Annotated in this window: 24 protein-coding genes; 16 read left to right on the forward strand and 8 right to left on the reverse strand. The window is 51.9% G+C overall.

Translation table 11 applies throughout. From position 1 onward, the window contains the following. Nucleotides 1-9: 9 nt before the first annotated feature. Both metL and metB read right to left on the reverse strand, forming a co-directional pair. Nucleotides 10-2,442, reverse strand: a complete 2,433-nt coding sequence (gene metL, locus ATB02_RS18535) for a bifunctional aspartate kinase/homoserine dehydrogenase II (RefSeq protein ID WP_000110774.1) — start codon at nt 2,440-2,442, stop codon at nt 10-12. Nucleotides 2,443-2,444: 2 nt separating this feature from the next. Then, nucleotides 2,445-3,605 (reverse strand): cystathionine gamma-synthase, encoded by a 1,161-nt coding sequence (metB, locus tag ATB02_RS18540; RefSeq protein ID WP_105272054.1) that lies wholly within the window; start codon nt 3,603-3,605, stop codon nt 2,445-2,447. A gap of 276 nt (nt 3,606-3,881) precedes the next feature. On the opposite strand from metB, the gene metJ reads away from it, so the two are divergent. Then, nucleotides 3,882-4,199 (forward strand): met regulon transcriptional regulator MetJ, encoded by a 318-nt coding sequence (metJ, locus tag ATB02_RS18545; protein WP_000852812.1) that lies wholly within the window; start codon nt 3,882-3,884, stop codon nt 4,197-4,199. Nucleotides 4,200-4,258: 59 nt separating this feature from the next. Next, nucleotides 4,259-4,867 (forward strand): YiiX family permuted papain-like enzyme, encoded by a 609-nt coding sequence (locus ATB02_RS18550; protein ID WP_105272055.1) that lies wholly within the window; start codon nt 4,259-4,261, stop codon nt 4,865-4,867. A gap of 60 nt (nt 4,868-4,927) precedes the next feature. On the opposite strand, the gene rpmE is transcribed toward ATB02_RS18550, so the two are convergent. Then, nucleotides 4,928-5,140, reverse strand: coding sequence for a 50S ribosomal protein L31 (gene rpmE / locus ATB02_RS18555; RefSeq protein WP_000710769.1), 213 nt, complete (start codon nt 5,138-5,140; stop codon nt 4,928-4,930). Between the two features lie 202 nt (nt 5,141-5,342). On the opposite strand from rpmE, the gene priA reads away from it, so the two are divergent. The 8 genes from priA (at nt 5,343) to ATB02_RS18595 (ending at nt 14,271) form a co-directional block, all read left to right on the forward strand. Further along, on the forward strand, nt 5,343-7,541 hold the full coding sequence (gene priA, locus ATB02_RS18560; protein WP_105272056.1) for a primosomal protein N': 2,199 nt from the start codon (nt 5,343-5,345) through the stop codon (nt 7,539-7,541). Nucleotides 7,542-7,696: 155 nt separating this feature from the next. Then, nucleotides 7,697-8,722 (forward strand): DNA-binding transcriptional regulator CytR, encoded by a 1,026-nt coding sequence (cytR, locus tag ATB02_RS18565; protein ID WP_000644900.1) that lies wholly within the window; start codon nt 7,697-7,699, stop codon nt 8,720-8,722. A 91-nt stretch (nt 8,723-8,813) separates the two neighbouring features. Beyond that, nucleotides 8,814-9,761: a cell division protein FtsN gene (gene ftsN / locus ATB02_RS18570; RefSeq protein ID WP_001353717.1), complete on the forward strand. Its 948-nt coding sequence runs from the start codon at nt 8,814-8,816 to the stop codon at nt 9,759-9,761. Between the two features lie 92 nt (nt 9,762-9,853). Continuing rightward, nucleotides 9,854-10,384 (forward strand): ATP-dependent protease subunit HslV, encoded by a 531-nt coding sequence (hslV, locus tag ATB02_RS18575; RefSeq protein WP_000208242.1) that lies wholly within the window; start codon nt 9,854-9,856, stop codon nt 10,382-10,384. 9 nt (nt 10,385-10,393) lie between these two features. Next, nucleotides 10,394-11,725 (forward strand): HslU--HslV peptidase ATPase subunit, encoded by a 1,332-nt coding sequence (hslU, locus tag ATB02_RS18580; RefSeq protein ID WP_001293344.1) that lies wholly within the window; start codon nt 10,394-10,396, stop codon nt 11,723-11,725. Nucleotides 11,726-11,791: 66 nt separating this feature from the next. After that, nucleotides 11,792-12,718, forward strand: coding sequence for a 1,4-dihydroxy-2-naphthoate polyprenyltransferase (gene menA / locus ATB02_RS18585; RefSeq protein WP_001353716.1), 927 nt, complete (start codon nt 11,792-11,794; stop codon nt 12,716-12,718). Nucleotides 12,719-12,810: 92 nt separating this feature from the next. Then, nucleotides 12,811-13,296, forward strand: coding sequence for a ribonuclease E activity regulator RraA (gene rraA / locus ATB02_RS18590; RefSeq protein WP_000872908.1), 486 nt, complete (start codon nt 12,811-12,813; stop codon nt 13,294-13,296). Nucleotides 13,297-13,644: 348 nt separating this feature from the next. Further along, entirely contained in the window at nt 13,645-14,271 is a 627-nt protein-coding gene (locus tag ATB02_RS18595; protein ID WP_123059852.1) for a hypothetical protein, read from the forward strand. A 38-nt stretch (nt 14,272-14,309) separates the two neighbouring features. On the opposite strand, the gene zapB is transcribed toward ATB02_RS18595, so the two are convergent. After that, on the reverse strand, nt 14,310-14,555 hold the full coding sequence (zapB, locus tag ATB02_RS18600; protein ID WP_001296623.1) for a septal ring assembly protein ZapB: 246 nt from the start codon (nt 14,553-14,555) through the stop codon (nt 14,310-14,312). A 425-nt stretch (nt 14,556-14,980) separates the two neighbouring features. Between zapB and glpF the strand changes: the two genes are divergently transcribed. From glpF to fpr, 4 genes are all read left to right on the forward strand, one after another. After that, the gene (glpF, locus tag ATB02_RS18605) at nt 14,981-15,826 is read left to right on the forward strand and encodes a glycerol uptake facilitator protein GlpF (protein WP_000084267.1); all 846 of its coding nucleotides are present in this window, start codon (nt 14,981-14,983) and stop codon (nt 15,824-15,826) included. A 22-nt stretch (nt 15,827-15,848) separates the two neighbouring features. Then, the gene (gene glpK / locus ATB02_RS18610) at nt 15,849-17,357 is read left to right on the forward strand and encodes a glycerol kinase GlpK (RefSeq protein WP_000136788.1); all 1,509 of its coding nucleotides are present in this window, start codon (nt 15,849-15,851) and stop codon (nt 17,355-17,357) included. Nucleotides 17,358-17,587: 230 nt separating this feature from the next. Then, nucleotides 17,588-18,598, forward strand: a complete 1,011-nt coding sequence (glpX, locus tag ATB02_RS18615; protein WP_001250644.1) for a class II fructose-bisphosphatase — start codon at nt 17,588-17,590, stop codon at nt 18,596-18,598. 96 nt (nt 18,599-18,694) lie between these two features. Next, complete coding sequence (fpr, locus tag ATB02_RS18620; RefSeq protein ID WP_000796321.1) at nt 18,695-19,441, forward strand: ferredoxin--NADP(+) reductase; 747 nt, start codon at nt 18,695-18,697, stop codon at nt 19,439-19,441. Between the two features lie 4 nt (nt 19,442-19,445). Here fpr and uspD read toward each other — a convergent pair whose 3' ends face one another. From uspD to ATB02_RS18635, 3 genes are all read right to left on the reverse strand, one after another. Then, nucleotides 19,446-19,874: a universal stress protein UspD gene (gene uspD / locus ATB02_RS18625; RefSeq protein ID WP_000323553.1), complete on the reverse strand. Its 429-nt coding sequence runs from the start codon at nt 19,872-19,874 to the stop codon at nt 19,446-19,448. A 26-nt stretch (nt 19,875-19,900) separates the two neighbouring features. Beyond that, a complete protein-coding gene (locus tag ATB02_RS18630; protein ID WP_000655986.1) occupies nt 19,901-20,200 on the reverse strand; it encodes a DUF406 domain-containing protein in 300 nt (99 codons plus the stop codon). 211 nt (nt 20,201-20,411) lie between these two features. After that, entirely contained in the window at nt 20,412-20,852 is a 441-nt protein-coding gene (locus ATB02_RS18635) for a DUF805 domain-containing protein (protein ID WP_000155257.1), read from the reverse strand. A gap of 100 nt (nt 20,853-20,952) precedes the next feature. Between ATB02_RS18635 and ATB02_RS18640 the strand changes: the two genes are divergently transcribed. Both ATB02_RS18640 and tpiA read left to right on the forward strand, forming a co-directional pair. Then, nucleotides 20,953-21,552, forward strand: a complete 600-nt coding sequence (locus ATB02_RS18640) for a YiiQ family protein (RefSeq protein WP_000802214.1) — start codon at nt 20,953-20,955, stop codon at nt 21,550-21,552. 107 nt (nt 21,553-21,659) lie between these two features. Continuing rightward, nucleotides 21,660-22,427 carry a triose-phosphate isomerase gene (gene tpiA / locus ATB02_RS18645; RefSeq protein ID WP_001216325.1) on the forward strand — a complete coding sequence of 256 codons (768 nt, stop codon included), beginning with the start codon at nt 21,660-21,662 and terminating at the stop codon, nt 22,425-22,427. Nucleotides 22,428-22,469: 42 nt separating this feature from the next. On the opposite strand, the gene cdh is transcribed toward tpiA, so the two are convergent. Continuing rightward, nucleotides 22,470-23,225, reverse strand: a complete 756-nt coding sequence (gene cdh, locus ATB02_RS18650; RefSeq protein ID WP_001355351.1) for a CDP-diacylglycerol diphosphatase — start codon at nt 23,223-23,225, stop codon at nt 22,470-22,472. Nucleotides 23,226-23,246 lie beyond the last annotated feature (21 nt).

The following is a 23,246-nucleotide window of genomic DNA, read 5'->3' on the forward strand; positions in this document are numbered from 1 at the left end:
CAATAATCACTACAACAACTGCGCCAGACGGTTAATATCCGACTGAATTGCCCCGGCGGTGACGTCGCGTCCCGCGCCTGGCCCACGGATCACCAACGGATTATCGCGATACCAGCGGCTTTCGATGGCAAAGACGTTATCGCACGGTAGTAGTGATGCCAGCGGATGGTCTTCTCGCACCGCTTCCACGCCTACTCGCGCTTTGCCGTTGGCATCGAAACGCGCCACGTAGCGCAACACCAGCCCCATTTCACGGGCCGCTTCCAACCGTTGTACCATCTGCTCATTAAGTTCATCGCCATTTTCAAAGAAATGGTCGATGCTTCCACCTTCGCAATGGGTTGGCACCAGTGATTCAACACGCACCTGGTCCGGTTCAATGTTGTAACCCGCTTCACGCGCCAGAATCACCAGCTTGCGCATCACATCTTTGCCGGAGAGGTCATCACGCGGGTCAGGTTCAGTTAAGCCCTGCTGCCACGCCTGATCCACCAGCTCAGTAAACGGCACGCTACCGTCGAATTGCAGGAACAGCCAGGAGAGCGTGCCGGAGAAGATCCCGCTGATCGACAAAATAGTGTCGCCGCTGTCGATCAGATCGCGCACGGTATGGTTGATCGGCAAACCTGCGCCGACGGTGGCGTTGTATAGCCAGTGACGCCCGGTTTTTTCGAACGCGTCGTGGATCTGGCGATATTTATTGCTGTCGCTCGCTCCCGCCAGTTTGTTGGCACTGATGACGTGAAAACCGTGGCTGGCGAAATCGAGGTATTGATCGGCCAGTTGCTGACTGGCGGTAACGTCCAGCACCACTAAATCATCATACGGATGGGCACGCATCCACAGGAACAGCGACTCTTCATCCTGCTCGACGGCTTCATCATTAAAGAAGGCTAGCGCACGGCTGGCGTCCAGCCCGTCATAGCTCAACAGGCTACGACGGCTGTCCACCACGCCTGCCAGCACAAATTCAAAGCCGGTGCGCGCCGAGAGCGTGCTCTGCTCACGGGCGAACAGTTCCAGCCAGCGGGAACCGATATTGCCCTTACCGAACAATACAAGGCCGATGCGTTTTTCTGCGCGGAAGACGGACTGATGCAGCCCCTGAATCAGGCTTTCGGTCGGCCCGGTGCGCAGTACTGCCACCAGGCTGATGCCGTCATCGGACTGCCAGGTAAACTCGACCGGCTGGCCTTTCAGTTGCTGCCAGAAGCGGTGGCAATGCAGCGGGTTACGGGTGACGCCCGCCCCAACCATCGCCACCAGCGCCAGCCCCTGACGCAGGCGCAGTTCGCCAGGTAATCCTGCTTCGTCGAGGATTTTCAGCGCACTATCGGCCACTTCCGAGGTGTAGCAAAATTGCAGCAACTGGCGATCGTTATGCACGCCAACCGCCAGTGGGCGCACCTGAGCACGTTTCAGGATTTGGTCGATCTCTTTATGCGCCAGTTTGAAATCCTGACTGGCGGGCACCTGAAACTCAATCAAACAGACATCATCGTGGCTGGTGACAATACGCGCGCCCGTACCGGAAGCCAGCACGCGTTCAATACGCGTAGATCCTTGATCCGGTGTATAGCTACAGCGCAGCTGCAGGTCGATTTCGCTGCCAGAAACTGGCTGTAAAGTACGCGCGTGCAACACTGGCGCGGCAAGACGCGCCAGTTCACTGGCTTCATCAAGACGCAGCAATGGCAGCAGACAGGCATCTTTCACTTTACGCGGGTCGGCACTATATACCCCGGCGACATCGCTCCAGATGGTTACGCGGGAAACCCCCGCCAGCGCACCGATTTGTGTCGCGGAATAGTCGGAACCGTTACGCCCCAGCAGCACCGTTTCACCGGCGTTGTTACGGCTGATAAACCCGGTCACCACCAGACGTTTGCCCGGATGTTGTACCAGTAGCTGTTGCAGCAACGGGTAAGAAAGCCCTTCATCAACCTGCGGCTGCGCGGCGCGTTCAGCGCGTAAAAACTCGCGGGCATCAAGCCAGGCCGCTGGCAGCCCTTGTTGATTAAGTACCGCAGACATCAGGCGCGCCGACCACACTTCACCGTGGCCCACCACTTCCGCATACACCGCATCGTTAATACCGCTGTCGAGCAGCGCCGCCAGGCGTTCCAGATCGCTGACAAAAGCGCTAATGAGGCTATCGGCTTCTTCAGCGGGTAGCAGGCCGCTAATCAGATCGCACTGATAGCGACGTAGCGTTTGTTGAACCTGATGCGCAGAGAGACGATCGGTCTGGCTTAGTTTCAACCAGTTAATCAACTGGTTAGTGGTGCTACCGGCGGCGGAAACCACCATCATATCGTCGGGCTGAGAGTACTCCGCCATAATGCCCGCGACACGCAAATAACACTTCACATCAGCCAGACTACTGCCACCAAATTTATGCAGTTGACGACCTTTCGCCCCTGCCTGCGCAATCACACTCATTTTTACCCCTTGTTTGCAGCCCGGAAGCCATTTTCCAGGTCGGCAATTAAATCTTCGCCATCTTCAATACCGGTGGAGATACGCAGCAGCGTCTCGGAGATCCCGGCGGCAGCACGCGCTTCTGGTGCCATGCCTGCATGTGTCATGGTTGCGGCGTGAGAGATTAAACTTTCCACTCCCCCTAATGATTCCGCCAGCGTAAACAACGACAGCCCACCCAGGAAACGACGCAGCGTCTGCTCATCGCCATCCAGTTCAAAACTCAACATTGCGCCAAAGCCTTTTTGCTGGCGCGCAGCAATTTCATGCCCTTGATTTTCCGGCAGCGACGGGTGATACAGTTTTTTCACCAACGGCTGGGTTTGCAGATATTTCACAATCGCCTGCGCGTTGCGCTGGGCCAGCTCCATACGCGGCACCAGAGTTCGCAAACCGCGTAGCAGCAGATAGCTGTCAAACGCGCCGCCCGTCACGCCAATATTGTTTGCCCACCAGGCCAGTTCGGTGACAACGTCCGGATCTTTAGCAATCACCACGCCGGCCACCACGTCTGAGTGACCGTTCAGATATTTCGTGCATGAATGCAACACCAGATCGGCACCTAATGCCAGCGGATTTTGTAATGCCGGGCTTAAGAAGGTGTTATCCACCACGCTCACCGCCCCGACTTCCCTTGCCAGATGGCAGATTTTCGCAATATCCACGACGCGTAACAATGGATTACTTGGGCTTTCTACCAGTACCAGTTTGGGTTTTTCTGCCAGCGCTGCCCGTAATGCTTGTTCATCGCCTTGATCAACAAACAGCACGCGATAACAGCCGCGTTTCGCCAGGCTGTCGAACAGGCGATAGCTGCCGCCGTAGCAGTCGTGCGGCGCAACCAGCAAATCGCCAGGTTTCAAAAAGACGGTCGTTACCAGGTGGATGGCAGACATGCCGGTATTAGTCAGCACTGCACCAGCACCGCCTTCCAGTTCAGCCAGCGCACGCTGAACCACATCGCGCGTTGGGTTGCCGCGACGCGAGTAATCATGCGCGCGCGGTTCATTAAATCCGGTAAAGTTATAGGTGCTGGAAAGATGGATGGGAGGGATAACGCAACCATACTGTTCGTCGTCATTTAACCCGCTACGCACTGCAATGGTGGCCTGTTTACGCGTCATGTGATGAAGTTCCCTGGGCTTGGTCGGTGAAATGTCAGGCACCAGAGTAAACATTGTGTTAATGGACGTCAATACATCTGGACATCTAAACTTCTTTGCGTATAGATTGAGCAAATCCCAAATAGCCGTTAAAATTATATGCATTATCACGCCGACAGGTGCATTACACGATGTCACGGTAACGCCTGTACGGTAAACTATGCGGGTTTACGGTCAGTACCCACATAAATTGTGTGGTCTGGTCTCAATTTATTGACGAAGAGGATTAAGTATCTCATGGCTGAATGGAGCGGCGAATATATCAGCCCATACGCTGAGCACGGCAAGAAGAGTGAACAAGTCAAAAAGATTACGGTTTCCATTCCTCTTAAGGTGTTAAAAATCCTCACCGATGAACGCACGCGTCGTCAGGTGAACAACCTGCGTCACGCTACCAACAGCGAGCTGCTGTGCGAAGCGTTTCTGCATGCCTTTACCGGGCAACCTCTGCCGGATGATGCCGACCTGCGTAAAGAGCGCAGCGACGAAATCCCGGAAGCGGCAAAAGAGATCATGCGTGAGATGGGGATTAACCCGGAAACGTGGGAATACTAAAGCGGAAAAGAGCGGCGCGGAGTTAACCAGCCGCTTTTTTCATACAAGGACGTTTAACTATGAAATACAGGCTACTGATCCTCAGCATGCTGGTTTCTGTGCCTGCCTTTGCCTGGCAGCCGCAAACTGGCGACATCATCTTTCAAATCTCTCGCTCATCGCAAAGTAAAGCGATCCAACTGGCGACCCATTCCGATTACAGCCACACCGGTATGCTGGTGATGCGTAACAAAAAGCCCTACGTTTTTGAAGCGGTCGGCCCGGTGAAATACACCCCGCTCAAGCAGTGGATCGCCCATGGTGAAAAGGGCAAATACGTTGTTCGCCGCGTTGAAGGCGGACTGAATACCGAACAACAGCAAAAACTGGCGCAAACGGCAAAACGTTATCTCGGCAAACCGTACGATTTCAGCTTCTCGTGGAGTGATGATCGCCAGTACTGTTCGGAAGTAGTGTGGAAGGTTTACCAGAACGCACTGGGAATGCACGTGGGTGAACAGCAAAAACTGAAAGAGTTCGATCTCAGCAACCCGCTGGTTCAGGCGAAGCTCAAAGAACGTTACGGGAAAAATATTCCGCTTGAGGAAACGGTGGTCTCGCCACAAGCCGTTTTCGATGCGCCACAACTCACCACAGTCGCCAAAGAATGGCCGCTGTTTTCGTGGTAATACGACCAAAATTCAGGCACAAAAAAAGCGCCGTGCGGCGCTTTTTTCGGAAATCCGGTCTTATTTGCTGCCCGGGATGTTGAAACGCTTGTTGAAGCGGTCAACACGGCCACCGGTAGCAACATCACGCTGTTTGCCAGTGAAGAACGGGTGGCACTTGCTGCACACGTCGAGGTTCAGATCATGACCAACGGTGGAGCGGATTTTCATTACGTTACCGCAAGAGCAGCTAGCAGTAATTTCTTCGTATTTCGGGTGAATATCTTTTTTCATGGGAAAACCTCGGTTTAAGGCCGCGTCGCTCTTCCAGCCCTAACGCCAGACACCACGCGATGTTAAAAGTATAGCTTCAATACGATCATTTCGTACGAAGGCGCGAAATCATACAGAAATTAACCAGCGTATGCAAACTGATCCGCACTCTTCTACGGCAATGTGTATACTAACCCACCGAATTTCAAGTCAGGATGATGCTATGCCCGTTGCCCACGTTGCCTTGCCCGTTCCGCTACCTCGTACCTTTGACTATCTGCTGCCAGAAGGCATGACGGTTAAAGCCGGGTGTCGCGTGCGCGTGCCGTTTGGCAAACAGCAGGAGCGTATCGGGGTTGTGGTGTCAGTTAGCGACGTCAGCGAGCTGCCGCTTAACGAGCTGAAAGCGGTAGTAGAAGTGCTGGACGTTGAGCCGGTATTTACTCACTCCGTCTGGCGATTACTGCTCTGGGCGGCAGATTACTATCATCATCCGATTGGCGATGTGCTGTTTCATGCCTTGCCGATTTTACTACGCCAGGGGCGGCCTGCGGCGAACGCGCCGATGTGGTACTGGTTTGCCACTGAACAAGGTCAGGCGGTGGATCTGAACAGCCTGAAACGCTCACCCAAGCAACAACAGGCGCTGGCAGCGTTACGGCAAGGCAAAATCTGGCGTGATCAGGTTGCCACGCTCGAATTTAATGATGCCGCGTTGCAGGCGCTGCGCAAAAAAGGTCTGTGTGATTTAGCAAGTGAAACACCAGAGTTTAGCGACTGGCGCACGAACTATGCCGTTTCTGGTGAACGGTTGCGATTGAATACCGAACAGGCCACCGCCGTTGGCGCAATTCATAGCGCGGCAGATACTTTTTCTGCCTGGCTGCTGGCGGGTGTTACCGGTTCCGGTAAAACGGAAGTCTATTTAAGCGTGCTGGAAAACGTGCTCGCTCAGGGCAAACAGGCGCTGGTGATGGTGCCGGAAATCGGCCTGACACCGCAAACTATTGCCCGTTTTCGTGAGCGGTTTAATGCGCCAGTGGAAGTTCTGCATTCCGGCCTGAACGACAGCGAGCGTCTTTCGGCGTGGTTGAAAGCGAAAAATGGTGAGGCGGCGATTGTGATCGGCACCCGCTCCGCGCTGTTTACGCCGTTTAAAAATCTCGGTGTGATTGTCATTGATGAAGAGCACGACAGTTCCTACAAGCAGCAGGAAGGCTGGCGCTATCATGCCCGCGACCTGGCGGTGTATCGTGCGCACAGCGAGCAAATCCCGATTATTCTTGGCTCCGCAACGCCCGCGCTGGAAACGTTATGCAACGTCCAGCAGAAAAAATACCGCCTGCTACGCCTGACCCGTCGGGCAGGGAATGCGCGTCCGGCAATTCAACACGTGCTGGATTTAAAAGGTCAGAAGGTGCAGGCTGGTCTGGCTCCGGCGTTAATCACCCGTATGCGCCAGCATTTACAGGCCGACAACCAGGTTATCCTCTTTCTTAACCGCCGTGGCTTTGCGCCTGCCTTGCTGTGCCACGACTGCGGCTGGATTGCCGAATGCCCACGTTGCGATCACTACTACACGCTGCATCAGGCGCAACAGCATTTGCGCTGTCACCACTGTGACAGCCAACGCCCGGTGCCGCGCCAGTGCCCTTCCTGCGGCTCCACGCACCTGGTACCCGTGGGGCTGGGCACCGAACAGCTTGAACAGACGCTCGCGCCAATGTTCCCTGGTGTGCCCATTTCTCGTATCGACCGCGATACCACCAGCCGCAAAGGGGCGCTTGAACAACAACTGGCGGAAGTACATCGCGGCGGTGCGAGGATTTTGATCGGCACGCAAATGCTGGCGAAAGGTCACCACTTTCCGGATGTGACGCTGGTGGCGTTACTGGATGTGGACGGCGCGCTGTTTTCTGCGGATTTTCGCTCGGCAGAGCGTTTCGCCCAGCTTTACACCCAGGTCGCCGGTCGTGCCGGGCGTGCGGGTAAACAGGGTGAAGTGGTGCTGCAAACGCACCATCCGGAACATCCTCTGTTGCAAACATTGCTCTATAAAGGCTACGACGCCTTTGCCGAACAGGCGCTGGCTGAGCGGCGAATGATGCAACTGCCGCCGTGGACCAGCCATGTGATTGTGCGTGCGGAAGATCATAACAATCAGCACGCGCCATTGTTCCTGCAACAACTGCGTAATCTCATTCTCGCCAGCCCACTGGCAGACGAGAAACTGTGGGTTCTCGGTCCGGTTCCGGCGCTGGCCCCTAAACGTGGTGGCCGCTGGCGCTGGCAGATATTGTTGCAGCACCCTTCCCGCGTGCGCTTGCAACACATCATTAGTGGTACGCTGGCGCTCATCAATACAATACCGGATTCCCGTAAGGTGAAATGGGTGCTGGATGTCGATCCCATCGAGGGCTAATGCGCAAACGATGCGAGGCGGATCGAAAAATTCAATATTCATCACACTTTTCATGAAAATTCTGTAACCGTTTTCACGCGCTATCTGCTAAAAATGTTGCCGATGTGAAGTAAACATGGAAGTAGTACGCCTGCCGTGCCGGGCGAGGAGTGAGTGTGAAAGCGAAGAAGCAGGAAACTGCCGCGACCATGAAAGACGTTGCCCTGAAGGCAAAAGTCTCTACAGCGACCGTCTCCCGAGCATTAATGAATCCCGATAAAGTCTCCCAGGCCACCCGTAATCGGGTTGAAAAAGCGGCCCGGGAAGTAGGTTATTTGCCGCAGCCTATGGGGCGCAACGTCAAACGTAATGAATCCCGCACCATTCTGGTGATTGTCCCGGATATCTGCGATCCCTTCTTTAGCGAAATTATTCGCGGTATCGAAGTTACGGCGGCAAATCACGGATATCTGGTGCTGATTGGCGACTGTGCGCATCAAAATCAGCAGGAAAAAACCTTTATCGATTTGATTATCACCAAGCAAATTGATGGCATGTTGCTGCTGGGTTCAAGGCTGCCGTTTGATGCCAGCATTGAGGAACAGCGTAATCTGCCGCCGATGGTGATGGCGAACGAATTTGCGCCGGAACTGGAGCTGCCTACAGTTCATATCGACAATCTGACCGCCGCATTTGATGCAGTAAATTATTTATATGAGCAAGGTCATAAACGGATTGGCTGTATAGCCGGTCCCGAAGAGATGCCGCTGTGTCACTACCGCCTGCAAGGCTACGTTCAGGCGCTGCGTCGCTGCGGCATTATGGTTGATCCGCAATACATCGCCCGGGGCGACTTCTCCTTTGAAGCCGGAAGCAAAGCGATGCAACAGCTGCTTGCTCTTCCGCAACCGCCTACTGCTGTCTTCTGCCATAGCGATGTAATGGCGCTCGGCGCACTTTCTCAGGCAAAACGCCAGGGGCTGAAAGTCCCGGAAGACCTTTCCATAATCGGTTTTGATAACATCGACCTGACGCAATTTTGTGATCCGCCGCTGACAACCATCGCGCAGCCGCGTTACGAAATCGGTCGGGAAGCTATGCTGTTATTGCTTGATCAAATGCAGGGGCAACACGTTGGCAGTGGCTCTCGTTTAATGGACTGCGAACTTATCATCCGGGGATCAACGCGCGCGTTACCTTAAAGTAAACCTTTAAGACTGCCGTGACTGGTCAAAGGCCCGCCGCTTAAGTAACATGGCGGGCTGACGAACGAATAAATACAGCGAAACGATAGTGGCACAACGAGATTATGTACGCCGCAGCCAACCGGCACCTTCGCGGCGAAAAAAAAGCACCTCACGGAAAAAGCAACGAAATCTGCCTGCGGTTTCTCCCGCAATGGTCGCTATTGCTGCCGCCGTTCTTGTGACCTTTATCGGTGGTCTGTACTTCATTACGCATCACAAGAAAGAAGAGTCCGAGACACTGCAAAGCCAGAAAGTGACCGGAAACGGATTACCACCGAAACCAGAAGAACGCTGGCGCTACATTAAAGAGCTGGAAAGTCGCCAGCCGGGTGTGCGTGCACCAACAGAACCTTCTGCCGGTGGTGAAGTGAAAACGCCGGAGCAACTGACACCAGAACAACGTCAGCTTCTTGAACAAATGCAGGCTGATATGCGCCAGCAACCAACGCAACTGGTTGAAGTCCCATGGAATGAACAGACGCCGGAACAGCGTCAGCAAACGCTTCAACGTCAGGCACAACAGCGTCAGATTCAGGCGGCTCAACAGCAGCAGCGTCAGGCTGAGCAGGCATATCAACAACCGCGTACCGCGCAAGCGCAGCAACCACCGCGCCAGACGCAGCAGACTCGCCAGGCGGCTCAGCAGCCGTACCAGGATCTCCTGCAAACGCCAGCACACACTGCCGCGGCGCAGCCGAAGTCACAGCAAGTCGCGCCTGTTAGCCGGGCCGCTGACGCGCCAAAACAGACGGCGGAGAAAAAAGACGAGCGGCGCTGGATGGTACAGTGCGGTTCGTTCCGAGGCGCGGAACAGGCAGAGACGGTACGTGCTCAGCTGGCGTTCGAAGGCTTTGACTCGAAAATTACCACCAACAATGGCTGGAATCGTGTGGTGATTGGCCCGATTAAAGGGAAAGAAAATGCCGACGGCACCCTGAATCGCCTGAAGATGGCGGGTCATACAAACTGTATTCGACTCGCTACCGGGGGTTGAAACCCTCAAAATCCCCCCCATCTATAATTGCATTATGCCCCGTACTTTTGTACGGGGTTTGTACTCTGTATTCGTAACCAAGGGGTCAGCTCGTGACAACTATAGTAAGCGTACGCCGTAACGGCCATGTGGTCATCGCTGGTGATGGTCAGGCCACGTTGGGCAATACCGTAATGAAAGGTAACGTGAAAAAGGTCCGCCGTCTGTACAACGACAAAGTCATCGCGGGCTTTGCGGGCGGTACTGCGGATGCTTTTACGCTGTTCGAACTGTTTGAACGTAAACTGGAAATGCATCAGGGCCATCTGGTCAAAGCCGCCGTTGAGCTGGCAAAAGACTGGCGTACCGATCGCATGTTACGCAAACTTGAAGCACTGCTGGCAGTCGCGGATGAAACCGCTTCACTGATCATCACCGGTAACGGTGACGTGGTGCAGCCAGAAAACGATCTTATTGCTATCGGCTCCGGCGGCCCTTACGCCCAGGCTGCGGCGCGCGCGCTGTTAGAAAACACTGAACTAAGCGCCCGTGAAATTGCTGAAAAGGCGTTGGATATTGCAGGCGACATTTGCATCTATACCAACCATTTCCACACCATCGAAGAATTAAGCTACAAAGCGTAAGGATCTCCCATGTCTGAAATGACCCCACGCGAAATCGTCAGCGAACTGGATAAGCACATCATCGGCCAGGACAACGCCAAGCGTTCCGTGGCGATTGCACTGCGTAACCGCTGGCGTCGCATGCAGCTTAACGAAGAGCTGCGCCATGAAGTGACCCCGAAAAATATCCTGATGATCGGCCCGACCGGTGTCGGTAAAACTGAAATCGCTCGTCGTCTGGCTAAGCTGGCGAATGCGCCGTTCATTAAAGTTGAAGCGACCAAATTCACCGAAGTGGGCTATGTAGGTAAGGAAGTGGATTCTATTATCCGCGATCTGACCGATGCCGCCGTGAAAATGGTACGCGTCCAGGCTATTGAGAAAAACCGTTATCGCGCTGAAGAACTGGCAGAAGAACGTATTCTCGACGTGCTGATCCCACCGGCTAAAAACAACTGGGGACAGACCGAACAACAGCAGGAACCGTCCGCTGCTCGTCAGGCATTCCGCAAAAAACTGCGTGAAGGCCAGCTCGATGACAAAGAAATCGAGATCGATCTTGCCGCAGCACCGATGGGCGTTGAAATTATGGCGCCTCCGGGAATGGAAGAGATGACCAGCCAGCTGCAGTCCATGTTCCAGAACCTGGGTGGTCAGAAACAAAAAGCGCGTAAGCTGAAAATCAAAGACGCCATGAAGCTGCTGATTGAAGAAGAAGCGGCGAAACTGGTGAATCCGGAAGAGCTGAAGCAAGACGCTATCGACGCCGTTGAACAGCACGGGATCGTGTTTATTGACGAAATCGACAAAATCTGTAAGCGCGGCGAGTCTTCCGGTCCGGATGTTTCTCGTGAAGGTGTTCAGCGTGACCTGCTGCCGCTGGTAGAAGGTTGCACCGTTTCCACCAAACACGGGATGGTCAAAACTGACCACATTCTGTTTATCGCTTCTGGCGCGTTCCAGATTGCGAAACCGTCTGACCTGATCCCGGAACTGCAAGGTCGTCTGCCAATCCGCGTTGAACTGCAGGCACTGACCACCAGCGACTTCGAGCGTATTCTGACCGAGCCGAATGCCTCTATCACCGTGCAGTACAAAGCACTGATGGCGACTGAAGGCGTAAATATCGAGTTCACCGACTCCGGTATTAAGCGGATCGCGGAAGCAGCATGGCAGGTGAACGAATCTACCGAAAACATCGGTGCTCGTCGTTTACATACTGTTCTGGAGCGTTTAATGGAAGAGATTTCCTACGACGCCAGCGATTTAAGCGGTCAAACCATCACTATTGACGCAGATTATGTGAGCAAACATCTGGATGCGTTGGTGGCAGATGAAGATCTGAGCCGTTTTATCCTATAATCGCGTTCAATCATTTTCATCATTGTTTGATGGGGCTGAAAGGCCCCATTTTTATTGGCGCGTATTATGACTGAACAACAAATTAGCCGAACTCAGGCGTGGCTGGAAAGTTTACGACCTAAAACCCTCCCCCTCGCCTTTGCTGCAATTATCGTCGGGACGGCGCTGGCATGGTGGCAAGGTCACTTCGATCCGCTGGTCGCCCTGCTGGCACTGATTACCGCCGGACTGCTTCAAATTCTCTCTAACCTCGCTAATGATTACGGCGATGCAGTAAAAGGCAGCGATAAACCTGACCGCATTGGCCCGCTACGTGGCATGCAAAAAGGGGTCATTACCCAGCAAGAGATGAAACGGGCGCTCATTATTACCGTCGTGCTCATCTGTCTCTCCGGGCTGGCACTGGTTGCAGTGGCGTGCCATACGCTGGCCGATTTTGTCGGTTTCCTGATTCTTGGCGGGTTGTCGATCATTGCCGCTATCACCTACACCGTGGGCAATCGTCCTTATGGTTATATCGGTTTGGGTGATATTTCCGTACTGGTTTTCTTTGGCTGGTTAAGCGTCATGGGCAGCTGGTATTTACAGGCTCATACATTGATTCCGGCACTGATCCTTCCGGCGACCGCATGCGGCCTGCTGGCAACGGCAGTACTGAACATTAATAACCTGCGTGATATCAATAGCGACCGCGAAAATGGCAAAAACACGCTGGTAGTGCGCTTAGGTGAAGTGAACGCGCGTCGTTATCATGCCTGCCTGCTGATGGGCTCTCTGGTGTGTCTGGCGCTGTTTAATCTCTTTTCACTGCATAGCCTGTGGGGCTGGCTGTTCCTGCTGGCGGCACCATTACTGGTGAAGCAAGCCCGTTATGTGATGCGGGAAATGGACCCGGTGGCGATGCGACCGATGCTGGAACGCACTGTCAAGGGAGCGTTACTGACTAACGTGCTGTTTGTTTTAGGGATATTCCTAAGCCAGTGGGCAGCATAACTGACAAATATCAATTAACAATTGATGATTTTGCCAACAGCCCACATAGCGCGATATACTGAAAATTCTCGCAGCAACTGAATGTTAAGCCTATGAAATACGATACTTCCGAGCTTTGTGACATCTATCAAGAAGATGTTAACGTCGTGGAACCGCTGTTCTCCAACTTTGGCGGACGGGCGTCGTTTGGCGGACAAATAATCACGGTAAAATGTTTCGAGGACAACGGGTTGCTGTACGATCTGCTCGAACAGAATGGCCGTGGTCGTGTTCTCGTCGTTGATGGCGGTGGTTCTGTTCGTCGCGCACTGGTCGATGCTGAGCTGGCGCGTCTGGCAGTACAAAATGAATGGGAAGGCCTGGTCATTTACGGCGCGGTGCGTCAGGTAGATGACCTGGAAGAGCTGGATATCGGCATCCAGGCGATGGCAGCAATTCCAGTCGGTGCCGCTGGCGAAGGCATTGGCGAAAGCGATGTCCGCGTTAATTTTGGCGGCGTCACCTTCTTCTCCGGTGACCATCTTTATGCCGACAATACCGGAATTATTCTTTCAGAAGATCCGCTGGATATTGAATAAGTACCTGCCATGCGTTAAAAGGGGAATTAAATTCCCCTTTTTTATATGCAAAATATTCATAAAGACTATCGTTTGTTTTTATTTAATTCATTTTAAATATCAATAGTTCACATCTGACAATATAAATTAATTATCGATAAATCATTTCATAAAAATATGCAGCATTAAAAATTAATGCTATATGGTAAATTAACTATTCTGGGAATAGGGATATGAATCATCGTTAGTAGCGAACGTATTATATAATAAGGGATTGATATGAGATACGTTATCTTATTAATACTATGGATAATAACTACTTTTCTTAGTCATCTTCAGCACAGCAACCTACTGTCTGGAGATCCTGGCATGGTTGGTGAGTATATCGGTTCAGTATTTCTGGGGCCGTTGTTACTTCCCGTGCTTGTGTCAGGTATTCTGTGCGCATTTATTAAAAAAAAACGTAACTTCGCCAGTTTTACTCGCGGGTGCTGTTGGGTATTGGGAATCCTGCTTTTATCCAAAGTCGGCAATACGTTTCGTATGTTTACCCCGTGGCAATATACCTTTGAGAATGCTGCGATAACCGTGACTATCCCGAACCGACACTGGAATACGGTTTCCATTAGTACTAATAAAACCATTGATATAAGAAGTGAGGATAATAGCGTCTTCATTTCTGCTTTCCGCCTGCCCGCAGGACGTAGCGCCGATGACCCGCTGGAAGCGTTAAAGAAGAAGCAGCGAGACAATCTCAAGGATCAATACAATGAGGAAGCCTTCCAGTTTCATGATTGTAATGCCAAACATTTCACCTGTAAGTATCAGGATGTGTTGATAAATTTTGATGGTCAGCAGAAAAGAACCATCAGTGTTTATCTTGAAGACACCCCCAGGGCTGTGGGGATCATTGCATTAATGGCGCCAGATACGACAGATAAATATCGCCAACAGGCGATGGAGATTATGCTTTCCGCTAAAAATGCAGTGAAGTAAAAAATAAGGCGCCTTGCGGCGCCTCTGCGTGGAAGAGATTAAACCTCTTCCATGCGACCCAGCAGGGCCTGCAGACGTTCCTGCCAGCCGTTCTGCTGTTCTTTCAGATGGTTGTTCTCACGCTCCAGCTCTTCGCGCTGATGCTGGGCATTTTGAACTTCCTGCGACAGTGAGTTGTTTTTTTCTTTCAGCTCTTCGATTTCCATCTGCAACAGAGTGATGGTATCAATCGCCTGCTGTACTTTTGCTTCCAGTTTCTCAAACACTTCTAATGACATTGTCATACCTCTCCTGAATTGCAAGGCGTTGATGGATAAAAAATCCTCGTCCCGATTACCGGTGACGCCTTAATAAATACGAGCGCACTTTAGTTAGCTCCGATTGTATGAAGCCGCGCCATCGCTGTCCAGCGGCACGCCTTGCAGATTACGGTTTGCCACACTTTTCATCCTTCTCCTGGAGACATAATCCACGCAAATCGAAAATGTTAATAAATTTGTTGCGCGAATGATCTAACAAACATGCATCATGTACAATCAGATGGAATAAATGGCGCGATAACGCTCATTTTATGACGAAGCACACACATTTTAAGTTCGATATTTCTCGTTTTTGCTCGTTAACGATAAGTTTACAGCATGCCTACAAGCATCGTGGAGGTCCGTGACTTTCACGCATACAACAAACATTAACTCTTCAGGATCCGATTATGAGTCAAACATCAACCTTGAAAGGCCAGTGCATTGCTGAATTCCTCGGTACCGGGTTGTTGATTTTTTTCGGTGTGGGTTGCGTTGCAGCACTAAAAGTCGCTGGTGCGTCTTTTGGTCAGTGGGAAATCAGTGTCATTTGGGGACTGGGGGTGGCAATGGCCATCTACCTGACCGCAGGGGTTTCCGGCGCGCATCTTAACCCCGCTGTTACCATTGCATTGTGGCTGTTTGCCTGTTTCGACAAGCGCAAAGTTATTCCTTTTATCGTTTCACAAGTTGCCGGCGCTTTCTGCGCTGCGGCTTTAGTTTACGGGCTTTACTACAATTTATTTTTCGACTTCGAACAGACTCATCACATTGTTCGCGGCAGCGTTGAAAGTGTTGATCTGGCTGGCACTTTCTCTACTTACCCGAATCCTCATATCAATTTTGTGCAGGCTTTCGCAGTTGAGATGGTGATTACCGCTATTCTGATGGGGCTGATCCTGGCGTTAACGGACGATGGCAACGGTGTACCACGCGGCCCTTTGGCTCCCTTGCTGATTGGTCTACTGATTGCGGTCATTGGCGCATCTATGGGCCCATTGACGGGCTTTGCCATGAACCCAGCGCGTGACTTCGGTCCGAAAGTCTTTGCCTGGCTGGCGGGCTGGGGCAATGTCGCCTTTACCGGCGGCAGAGACATTCCTTACTTCCTGGTGCCGCTTTTTGGCCCTATCGTTGGCGCGATTGTAGGTGCATTTGCCTATCGCAAACTGATTGGTCGCCATTTGCCTTGCGATATCTGTGTTGTGGAAGAAAAGGAGACCACAACTCCTCCAGAACAAAAAGCTTCGCTGTAATATGACTACGGGACAATTAAACATGACTGAAAAAAAATATATCGTTGCGCTCGACCAGGGCACCACCAGCTCCCGCGCGGTCGTAATGGATCACGATGCCAATATCATTAGCGTGTCACAGCGCGAATTTGAGCAAATCTACCCAAAACCAGGCTGGGTAGAACACGACCCAATGGAAATCTGGGCCACCCAAAGCTCCACGCTGGTAGAAGTGCTGGCGAAAGCCGATATCAGTTCCGATCAAATTGCAGCTATCGGTATTACGAATCAGCGTGAAACCACTATTGTCTGGGAAAAAGAAACCGGCAAGCCTATCTATAACGCCATTGTCTGGCAGTGCCGTCGTACCGCAGAAATCTGCGAGCATTTAAAACGTGACGGTTTAGAAGATTATATCCGCAGCAATACCGGTCTGGTGATTGACCCGTACTTCTCTGGCACCAAAGTGAAGTGGATCCTCGACCATGTGGAAGGCTCTCGCGAGCGTGCACGTCGTGGTGAATTGCTGTTTGGTACGGTTGATACGTGGCTTATCTGGAAAATGACTCAGGGCCGTGTCCATGTGACCGATTACACCAACGCCTCTCGTACCATGTTGTTCAACATCCATACCCTGGACTGGGACGACAAAATGCTGGAAGTGCTGGATATTCCGCGCGAGATGCTGCCAGAAGTGCGTCGTTCTTCCGAAGTGTACGGTCAGACTAACATTGGCGGCAAAGGCGGCACGCGTATTCCAATCTCCGGGATCGCCGGTGACCAGCAGGCGGCGCTGTTTGGTCAGTTGTGCGTGAAAGAAGGGATGGCGAAGAATACCTATGGCACTGGCTGCTTTATGCTGATGAACACCGGCGAGAAAGCGGTGAAATCAGAAAACGGTCTGCTGACCACCATCGCCTGTGGCCCAACTGGCGAAGTAAACTATGCGCTGGAAGGTGCGGTGTTTATGGCAGGCGCATCCATTCAGTGGCTGCGCGATGAGATGAAGCTGATTAATGACGCCTACGATTCCGAATATTTCGCCACCAAAGTGCAAAACACCAACGGTGTGTATGTGGTTCCGGCCTTTACCGGGCTGGGTGCGCCATACTGGGATCCGTATGCGCGCGGGGCGATTTTCGGTCTGACTCGTGGAGTGAACGCTAACCACATTATACGCGCGACGCTGGAGTCTATTGCTTATCAGACGCGTGACGTGCTGGAAGCTATGCAGGCCGATTCTGGTATTCGTCTGCACGCCCTGCGCGTGGACGGCGGCGCAGTGGCAAACAATTTCCTGATGCAGTTCCAATCCGATATTCTCGGCACGCGCGTTGAACGCCCGGAAGTTCGCGAAGTCACCGCATTGGGTGCGGCCTATCTTGCTGGTCTGGCGGTAGGCTTCTGGCAGAACCTCGACGAGCTGCAAGAGAAAGCGGTGATTGAGCGCGAGTTCCGTCCTGGCATCGAAACCACCGAGCGTAATTACCGTTACGCTGGCTGGAAAAAAGCGGTTAAACGCGCGATGGCGTGGGAAGAACACGACGAGTAGTATCAGGCATCTGAACCAATTGCCTGATACTGATCGCCTGATGCGACGCTTACGCGTCTTATCAGGCCTACGAGCCGATGCCATTTTGTGTAGGCCGGATAAGGCGTTCACGCCGCATCCGGCATGTCGTAGACTCTGAAATCGTGCGGGGGCAACCCCCGCACACATCAATAATCCTGCCCTTCCCCTGTGCTACACTTCGCGCCATTCCTTACTGCTTAGAGTTTGCTATGAGACGAGAACTTGCCATCGAATTTTCCCGCGTCACCGAATCTGCGGCGCTGGCTGGCTACAAATGGTTAGGACGCGGCGATAAAAACACCGCGGACGGCGCGGCGGTTAACGCCATGCGTATTATGCTCAACCAGGTCAACATTGACGGCACCATCGTCATTGGTGAAGGTGAAATCGACGAAGCACCGATGCTCTACATTGGTGAAAAAGTCGGTACCGGTCGCGGTGATGCGGTAGATATTGCTGTTGATCCGATTGAAGGCACGCGCATGACGGCGATGGGCCAGGCTAACGCGCTGGCGGTGCTGGCAGTAGGCGATAAAGGCTGCTTCCTCAACGCGCCGGATATGTATATGGAGAAGCTGATCGTCGGACCGGGAGCCAAAGGCACCATTGACCTGAATCTGCCACTGGCAGATAACCTGCGCAATGTTGCGGCGGCGCTCGGCAAACCGTTGAGCGAACTGACGGTAACGATTCTGGCGAAACCACGCCACGATGCTGTTATCGCAGAAATGCAGCAACTCGGCGTACGCGTATTTGCTATTCCAGACGGCGACGTTGCGGCCTCAATTCTCACCTGTATGCCAGACAGCGAAGTTGACGTGCTGTACGGTATTGGTGGCGCGCCGGAAGGCGTGGTTTCTGCAGCGGTGATCCGCGCATTAGATGGTGACATGAACGGTCGTCTGCTGGCGCGTCATGACGTCAAAGGCGACAACGAAGAGAATCGTCGCATTGGCGAGCAGGAGCTGGCACGCTGCAAAGCGATGGGCATCGAAGCCGGTAAAGTATTGCGTCTGGGCGATATGGCACGCAGCGATAACGTTATCTTCTCTGCCACCGGTATTACCAAAGGCGATCTGCTGGAAGGTATTAGCCGCAAAGGCAATATCGCGACTACCGAAACGCTGCTGATCCGCGGCAAGTCACGCACCATTCGCCGCATTCAGTCTATCCACTATCTGGATCGCAAAGACCCAGAAATGCAGGTGCACATCCTCTGATTGATTTGATCGATTGAGCCTTCCAGTCCTTCGGGACTGGAATTTTTTTGTTCGGAGAACGAAGATAAGGCAAGTCAATCAAAACAGGAGAAAAACATGGCTGATTGGGTAACAGGCAAAGTCACTAAAGTGCAGAACTGGACCGACGCCCTGTTTAGTCTCACCGTTCACGCTCCCGTGCTTCCATTTACTGCCGGGCAATTCACCAAACTAGGCCTTGAAATTGACGGCGAACGCGTCCAGCGTGCCTATTCCTACGTTAACTCTCCTGATAATCCCGATCTGGAGTTTTACCTGGTGACCGTCCCCGATGGAAAATTAAGCCCACGATTAGCGGCACTGAAACCGGGCGATGAAGTACAGGTGGTTAGCGAAGCAGCTGGCTTCTTTGTGCTGGATGAAGTACCAGATTGCGAAACGCTATGGATGCTGGCAACCGGTACAGCGATTGGCCCTTATTTATCAATTCTGCAACTGGGCAAAGATTTAGATCGCTTCAAAAATCTGGTTCTGGTTCACGCCGCACGTTATGCCGCCGACTTAAGTTATCTGCCACTGATGCAAGAACTGGAAAAACGCTACGAAGGGAAACTGCGCATTCAGACGGTGGTCAGTCGGGAAACGGCGGCGGGTTCGCTCACCGGGCGAATACCGGCGTTAATTGAAAGTGGTGAACTGGAAAGTGCGGTGGGCTTGCCGATGGATAAAGAAACCAGCCATGTGATGCTGTGCGGCAATCCACAGATGGTTCGCGATACGCAACAGTTGCTAAAAGAAACCCGGCAGATGACGAAACATTTACGTCGTCGACCGGGCCATATGACAGCGGAGCATTACTGGTAAGCGGTTACTTATCGATAAACGGCACGATGAGCAGATCCGCTTTCAACTTATTGATCATCCCGCGGTATGCCGGCATCAAACGGTTGATAAATGAGTGGTGATGACCACAGACAAGGAGGTCGCACTGCTCTTGTTGCATAATATCCAGCAGTGTTTCCGGCATTTCCCCACGTTCAATACGCAGTTTTGTCTTCGGCCATTGAATATTTTTCGTCAGTTTATACAGCTTGTTATCCGACTTATTCTTCAACAATTGAAGAATATCCTCTGTTGCAGGGAAGTAGATACCCGGATACAACTCGCTTAAGCCATCATCAATATGAATTAACGTCAGGTGAGCGTCATTATGTCTGGCGAGCTCCAGGGCTTTATTCACCAGTAAGGCATCTTCTTCATTCCCGGAAATTGCCACGCCAATGTGTTTATAAGCCATGTTTAACTCCTTCTAAAGCAACTCCATCAAGCTAACGAACGCAGTGATAACTCAAAAATAATCATCTCGGCCTGGCATGAGAAGGTGAAGGCCGCATCAAGCTCAACTTGCCCCTCCAGATCCTTAATCTTATAGGCCACGCTGGCCCCTTCATCCGCAGAGGATGCAGCGGCGGCAAGCTCTTTCAGTTTAGTCATAAAGGACTCTGCTTCTTCGCGGGTGGCAAAAAAGCGCGAAAACTTACTGGTACAGTTGTCGTTATCAATCACCGTACCGATATCAATCGCACATCCTTTAGTACTGCATTTATCTACGACATCTTTCATAGGGCACCTCTGTATATTCGCCTCTCTGTCGATTACGACTTAAGAATAATGCGCCGTTAAGGGAAGAACAAACAAGTAATGATCTTATGGATTACCATTTTTTTTGATATTGCTTAAGGTGAAGAGATCAGAAGGATTTTCCGGGCATTGTCATTTTCAACGTGGAAATAACAAACCCGGAAAAAAATAGCAGTAAGAGATATAATAAAGGTTAATTACTTGATTTATTGTCGGCTTTATACTTCACATCCTGAGTATCTTTACCATATTTATTTTCGCCTTGTGTGCCAACAAACGCACCAAGATCGATAAGCATCATCACCAGAATCAACGTCGGGACAAAACGCCCCACCGCCCATTGCCAGACACCAGGTAAAATCGCCCAGTTACCCGCCAGCAGCATCCACGCCACAATCATCAGAAATGCCCATGCGCCGGAACGCCCGCGATCATGCAAGCGCTTAACGGTTACTGCCGCTGTTGGCCAAAGCAAGCACACAAGGCAAAACGCCGCGGTCTGAATATCGAGTAAATTTTTACCCGCCAGTGAGAAAAGCACCAGCATGCCTGCGAACCACAGGCCTATCCAAATCCAGAAATCACGGCGTCCAATACGCCCTTTAAATGAAAATAACCATTGCTGTATGGTCATGTAAGTTCCTTGATGGTTGTCTTTTCCAGGATTCTACCCTTTTGACAAGGGCGACAGATATCGTTTTAATCGGAGCCAGTCATAACAAAAGGTACTGTCAATGAAGCCAGGGTGTACGCTGTTTTTTCTCTTATGTTCTGCATTAACCGTTACAACAGCGGCGCATGCACAAACACCAGATACGGCAACGACCGCGCCTTATCTGCTGGCTGGAGCCCCTACTTTCGATCTCTCCATCAGCCAGTTTCGAGAAGACTTTAACAGCCAGAATCCCAGCCTGCCACTGAACGAATTTCGTGCCATCGACAGCAGTCCCGACAAAGCCAATCTCACTCGTGCTGCCAGTAAAATTAATGAGAACTTGTATGCTTCTACAGCGCTGGAGCGCGGTACCTTAAAAATCAAAAGCATTCAAATGACCTGGCTACCCATCCAGGGGCCAGAGCAAAAAGCCGCGAAAGCGAAAGCACAGGAATACATGGCGGCGGTGATCCGCACACTCACCCCATTAATGACTAAAACACAAAGCCAGAAAAAGTTGCAGTCACTGCTAACGGCGGGGAAAAACAAACGTTATTACACCGAGACTGAAGGTGCACTACGCTATGTTGTCGCGGATAACGGCGAAAAGGGGCTGACCTTCGCTGTTGAACCGATTAAGCTGGCGCTATCTGAATCGCTTGAAGGTTTGAATAAATGACAAAAAGCAAAGCCTTTGTGCCGATGAATCTCTATACTGTTTCACAGACCTGCTGCCCTGCGGGGCGGCCATCTTCCTTTATTCGCTTATAAGCGTGGAGAATTAAAATGCGACATCCTTTAGTGATGGGTAACTGGAAACTGAACGGCAGCCGCCACATGGTTCACGAGCTGGTTTCTAACCTGCGTAAAGAGCTGGCAGGTGTTGCTGGCTGTGCGGTTGCAATCGCACCACCGGAAATGTACATCGATATGGCGAAGCGCGAAGCTGAAGGCAGCCACATCATGCTGGGTGCGCAAAACGTGGACCTGAACCTGTCCGGCGCATTCACCGGTGAAACCTCTGCTGCTATGCTGAAAGACATCGGCGCACAGTACATCATCATCGGTCACTCTGAACGTCGTACTTACCACAAAGAGTCTGACGAACTGATCGCGAAAAAATTCGCGGTGCTGAAAGAGCAGGGTCTGACTCCGGTTCTGTGCATCGGTGAAACCGAAGCTGAAAACGAAGCGGGCAAAACTGAAGAAGTTTGTGCACGTCAGATCGACGCGGTACTGAAAACTCAGGGTGCTGCAGCATTCGAAGGTGCGGTAATCGCTTACGAACCAGTATGGGCAATCGGTACTGGCAAATCGGCAACTCCGGCGCAGGCACAGGCTGTTCACAAATTCATCCGTGACCACATCGCTAAAGTTGACGCTAACATCGCTGAACAAGTGATCATCCAGTACGGCGGCTCTGTAAACGCGTCTAACGCTGCAGAACTGTTTGCTCAGCCAGACATCGACGGCGCGCTGGTTGGCGGTGCTTCTCTGAAAGCTGACGCTTTCGCAGTGATCGTTAAAGCTGCAGAAGCGGCTAAACAGGCTTAAGTCTGACAGGTGCCGGATTTCACATCCGGCACTTAACTCGCCTCAACGCAAAATCTCACATTGATGATCCTGAATCTCCTCGGCTGAAGCACGATTCAGTGTCAGTAGATTTCGTTGTGTCGCCAGCAATACAAATGAGTTATCACTCTGCCGTACCATTGCCAGTCCATAGCTTCCCATATGTTCCCGCGCCTCTGGTACTTCTTCCGCCAGCATCATAAATGGACTGCGTTGTACCAGTTCGCTTTCCGTTACCCGACGCGCCAGGTATTCATGCCCGTGCAAACCACCTGGCAGTGGCAACCAGCGGCTGCTGATGTTCGCCAGATTGTTATCCAGCTGTTCGCGCACATCAGGACGAATACAAGAGATATGAATATGAAAATGGTTTTGCGTACGCCCGGTGCGAGAGTTGATCGCCAAAGAAACTGCGCGATCGGGAACCGGCTGGCCGTATTTTTTGCTCATAAAATCACGCGCCTGCCAGGCCAACCAAAAGAAGTTCGGCGTTGAAGGATCGGTCAACAAAGGACTTTCAGTACCGTTAATACGATACGTTGGCATCAACAGATATTGCAGTGGGCCATTAAGATCTTTTAAAACCACGTATCCGGCATTAGGTTTGACTTCCGCACATGGCGAAGGATTTTGATTTTGCTGCTGATTGGGCAAACATTCCTCAAGGACAATCTTACGTAATGTATCCGACTCTTCACCGGTTAATTTCCAGTAACCAATACCGGCAGCCACAACGGCGATAACTATCATCACCAAAAAAAGAAGACCCGCTTTTTTCATCTTTTTTTCCCTGTACCTCAA

Source organism: Escherichia sp. MOD1-EC5189 (assembly GCF_002966045.1).
GTDB classification, from domain to species: domain Bacteria; phylum Pseudomonadota; class Gammaproteobacteria; order Enterobacterales; family Enterobacteriaceae; genus Escherichia; species Escherichia coli_F.

Coding starts and splice junctions, on each gene's coding strand:
- uspD (WP_000323553.1), bottom strand. CDS start 19,874: ATGGCTTATAAACACATTGGCGTGGCAATTTCCGGGAATGAAGAAGAT.
- rpmE (WP_000710769.1), bottom strand. CDS start 5,140: ATGAAAAAAGATATTCACCCGAAATACGAAGAAATTACTGCTAGCTGC.
- glpF (WP_000084267.1), top strand. CDS start 14,981: ATGAGTCAAACATCAACCTTGAAAGGCCAGTGCATTGCTGAATTCCTC.
- menA (WP_001353716.1), top strand. CDS start 11,792: ATGACTGAACAACAAATTAGCCGAACTCAGGCGTGGCTGGAAAGTTTA.
- ATB02_RS18550 (WP_105272055.1), top strand. CDS start 4,259: ATGAAATACAGGCTACTGATCCTCAGCATGCTGGTTTCTGTGCCTGCC.
- metL (WP_000110774.1), bottom strand. CDS start 2,442: ATGAGTGTGATTGCGCAGGCAGGGGCGAAAGGTCGTCAACTGCATAAA.
- ATB02_RS18635 (WP_000155257.1), bottom strand. CDS start 20,852: ATGACCATACAGCAATGGTTATTTTCATTTAAAGGGCGTATTGGACGC.
- glpX (WP_001250644.1), top strand. CDS start 17,588: ATGAGACGAGAACTTGCCATCGAATTTTCCCGCGTCACCGAATCTGCG.
- zapB (WP_001296623.1), bottom strand. CDS start 14,555: ATGACAATGTCATTAGAAGTGTTTGAGAAACTGGAAGCAAAAGTACAG.
- priA (WP_105272056.1), top strand. CDS start 5,343: ATGCCCGTTGCCCACGTTGCCTTGCCCGTTCCGCTACCTCGTACCTTT.
- metB (WP_105272054.1), bottom strand. CDS start 3,605: ATGACGCGTAAACAGGCCACCATTGCAGTGCGTAGCGGGTTAAATGAC.
- ATB02_RS18640 (WP_000802214.1), top strand. CDS start 20,953: ATGAAGCCAGGGTGTACGCTGTTTTTTCTCTTATGTTCTGCATTAACC.
- ATB02_RS18595 (WP_123059852.1), top strand. CDS start 13,645: ATGGTTGGTGAGTATATCGGTTCAGTATTTCTGGGGCCGTTGTTACTT.
- ATB02_RS18630 (WP_000655986.1), bottom strand. CDS start 20,200: ATGAAAGATGTCGTAGATAAATGCAGTACTAAAGGATGTGCGATTGAT.
- tpiA (WP_001216325.1), top strand. CDS start 21,660: ATGCGACATCCTTTAGTGATGGGTAACTGGAAACTGAACGGCAGCCGC.
- hslU (WP_001293344.1), top strand. CDS start 10,394: ATGTCTGAAATGACCCCACGCGAAATCGTCAGCGAACTGGATAAGCAC.
- cdh (WP_001355351.1), bottom strand. CDS start 23,225: ATGAAAAAAGCGGGTCTTCTTTTTTTGGTGATGATAGTTATCGCCGTT.
- fpr (WP_000796321.1), top strand. CDS start 18,695: ATGGCTGATTGGGTAACAGGCAAAGTCACTAAAGTGCAGAACTGGACC.
- glpK (WP_000136788.1), top strand. CDS start 15,849: ATGACTGAAAAAAAATATATCGTTGCGCTCGACCAGGGCACCACCAGC.
- rraA (WP_000872908.1), top strand. CDS start 12,811: ATGAAATACGATACTTCCGAGCTTTGTGACATCTATCAAGAAGATGTT.
- metJ (WP_000852812.1), top strand. CDS start 3,882: ATGGCTGAATGGAGCGGCGAATATATCAGCCCATACGCTGAGCACGGC.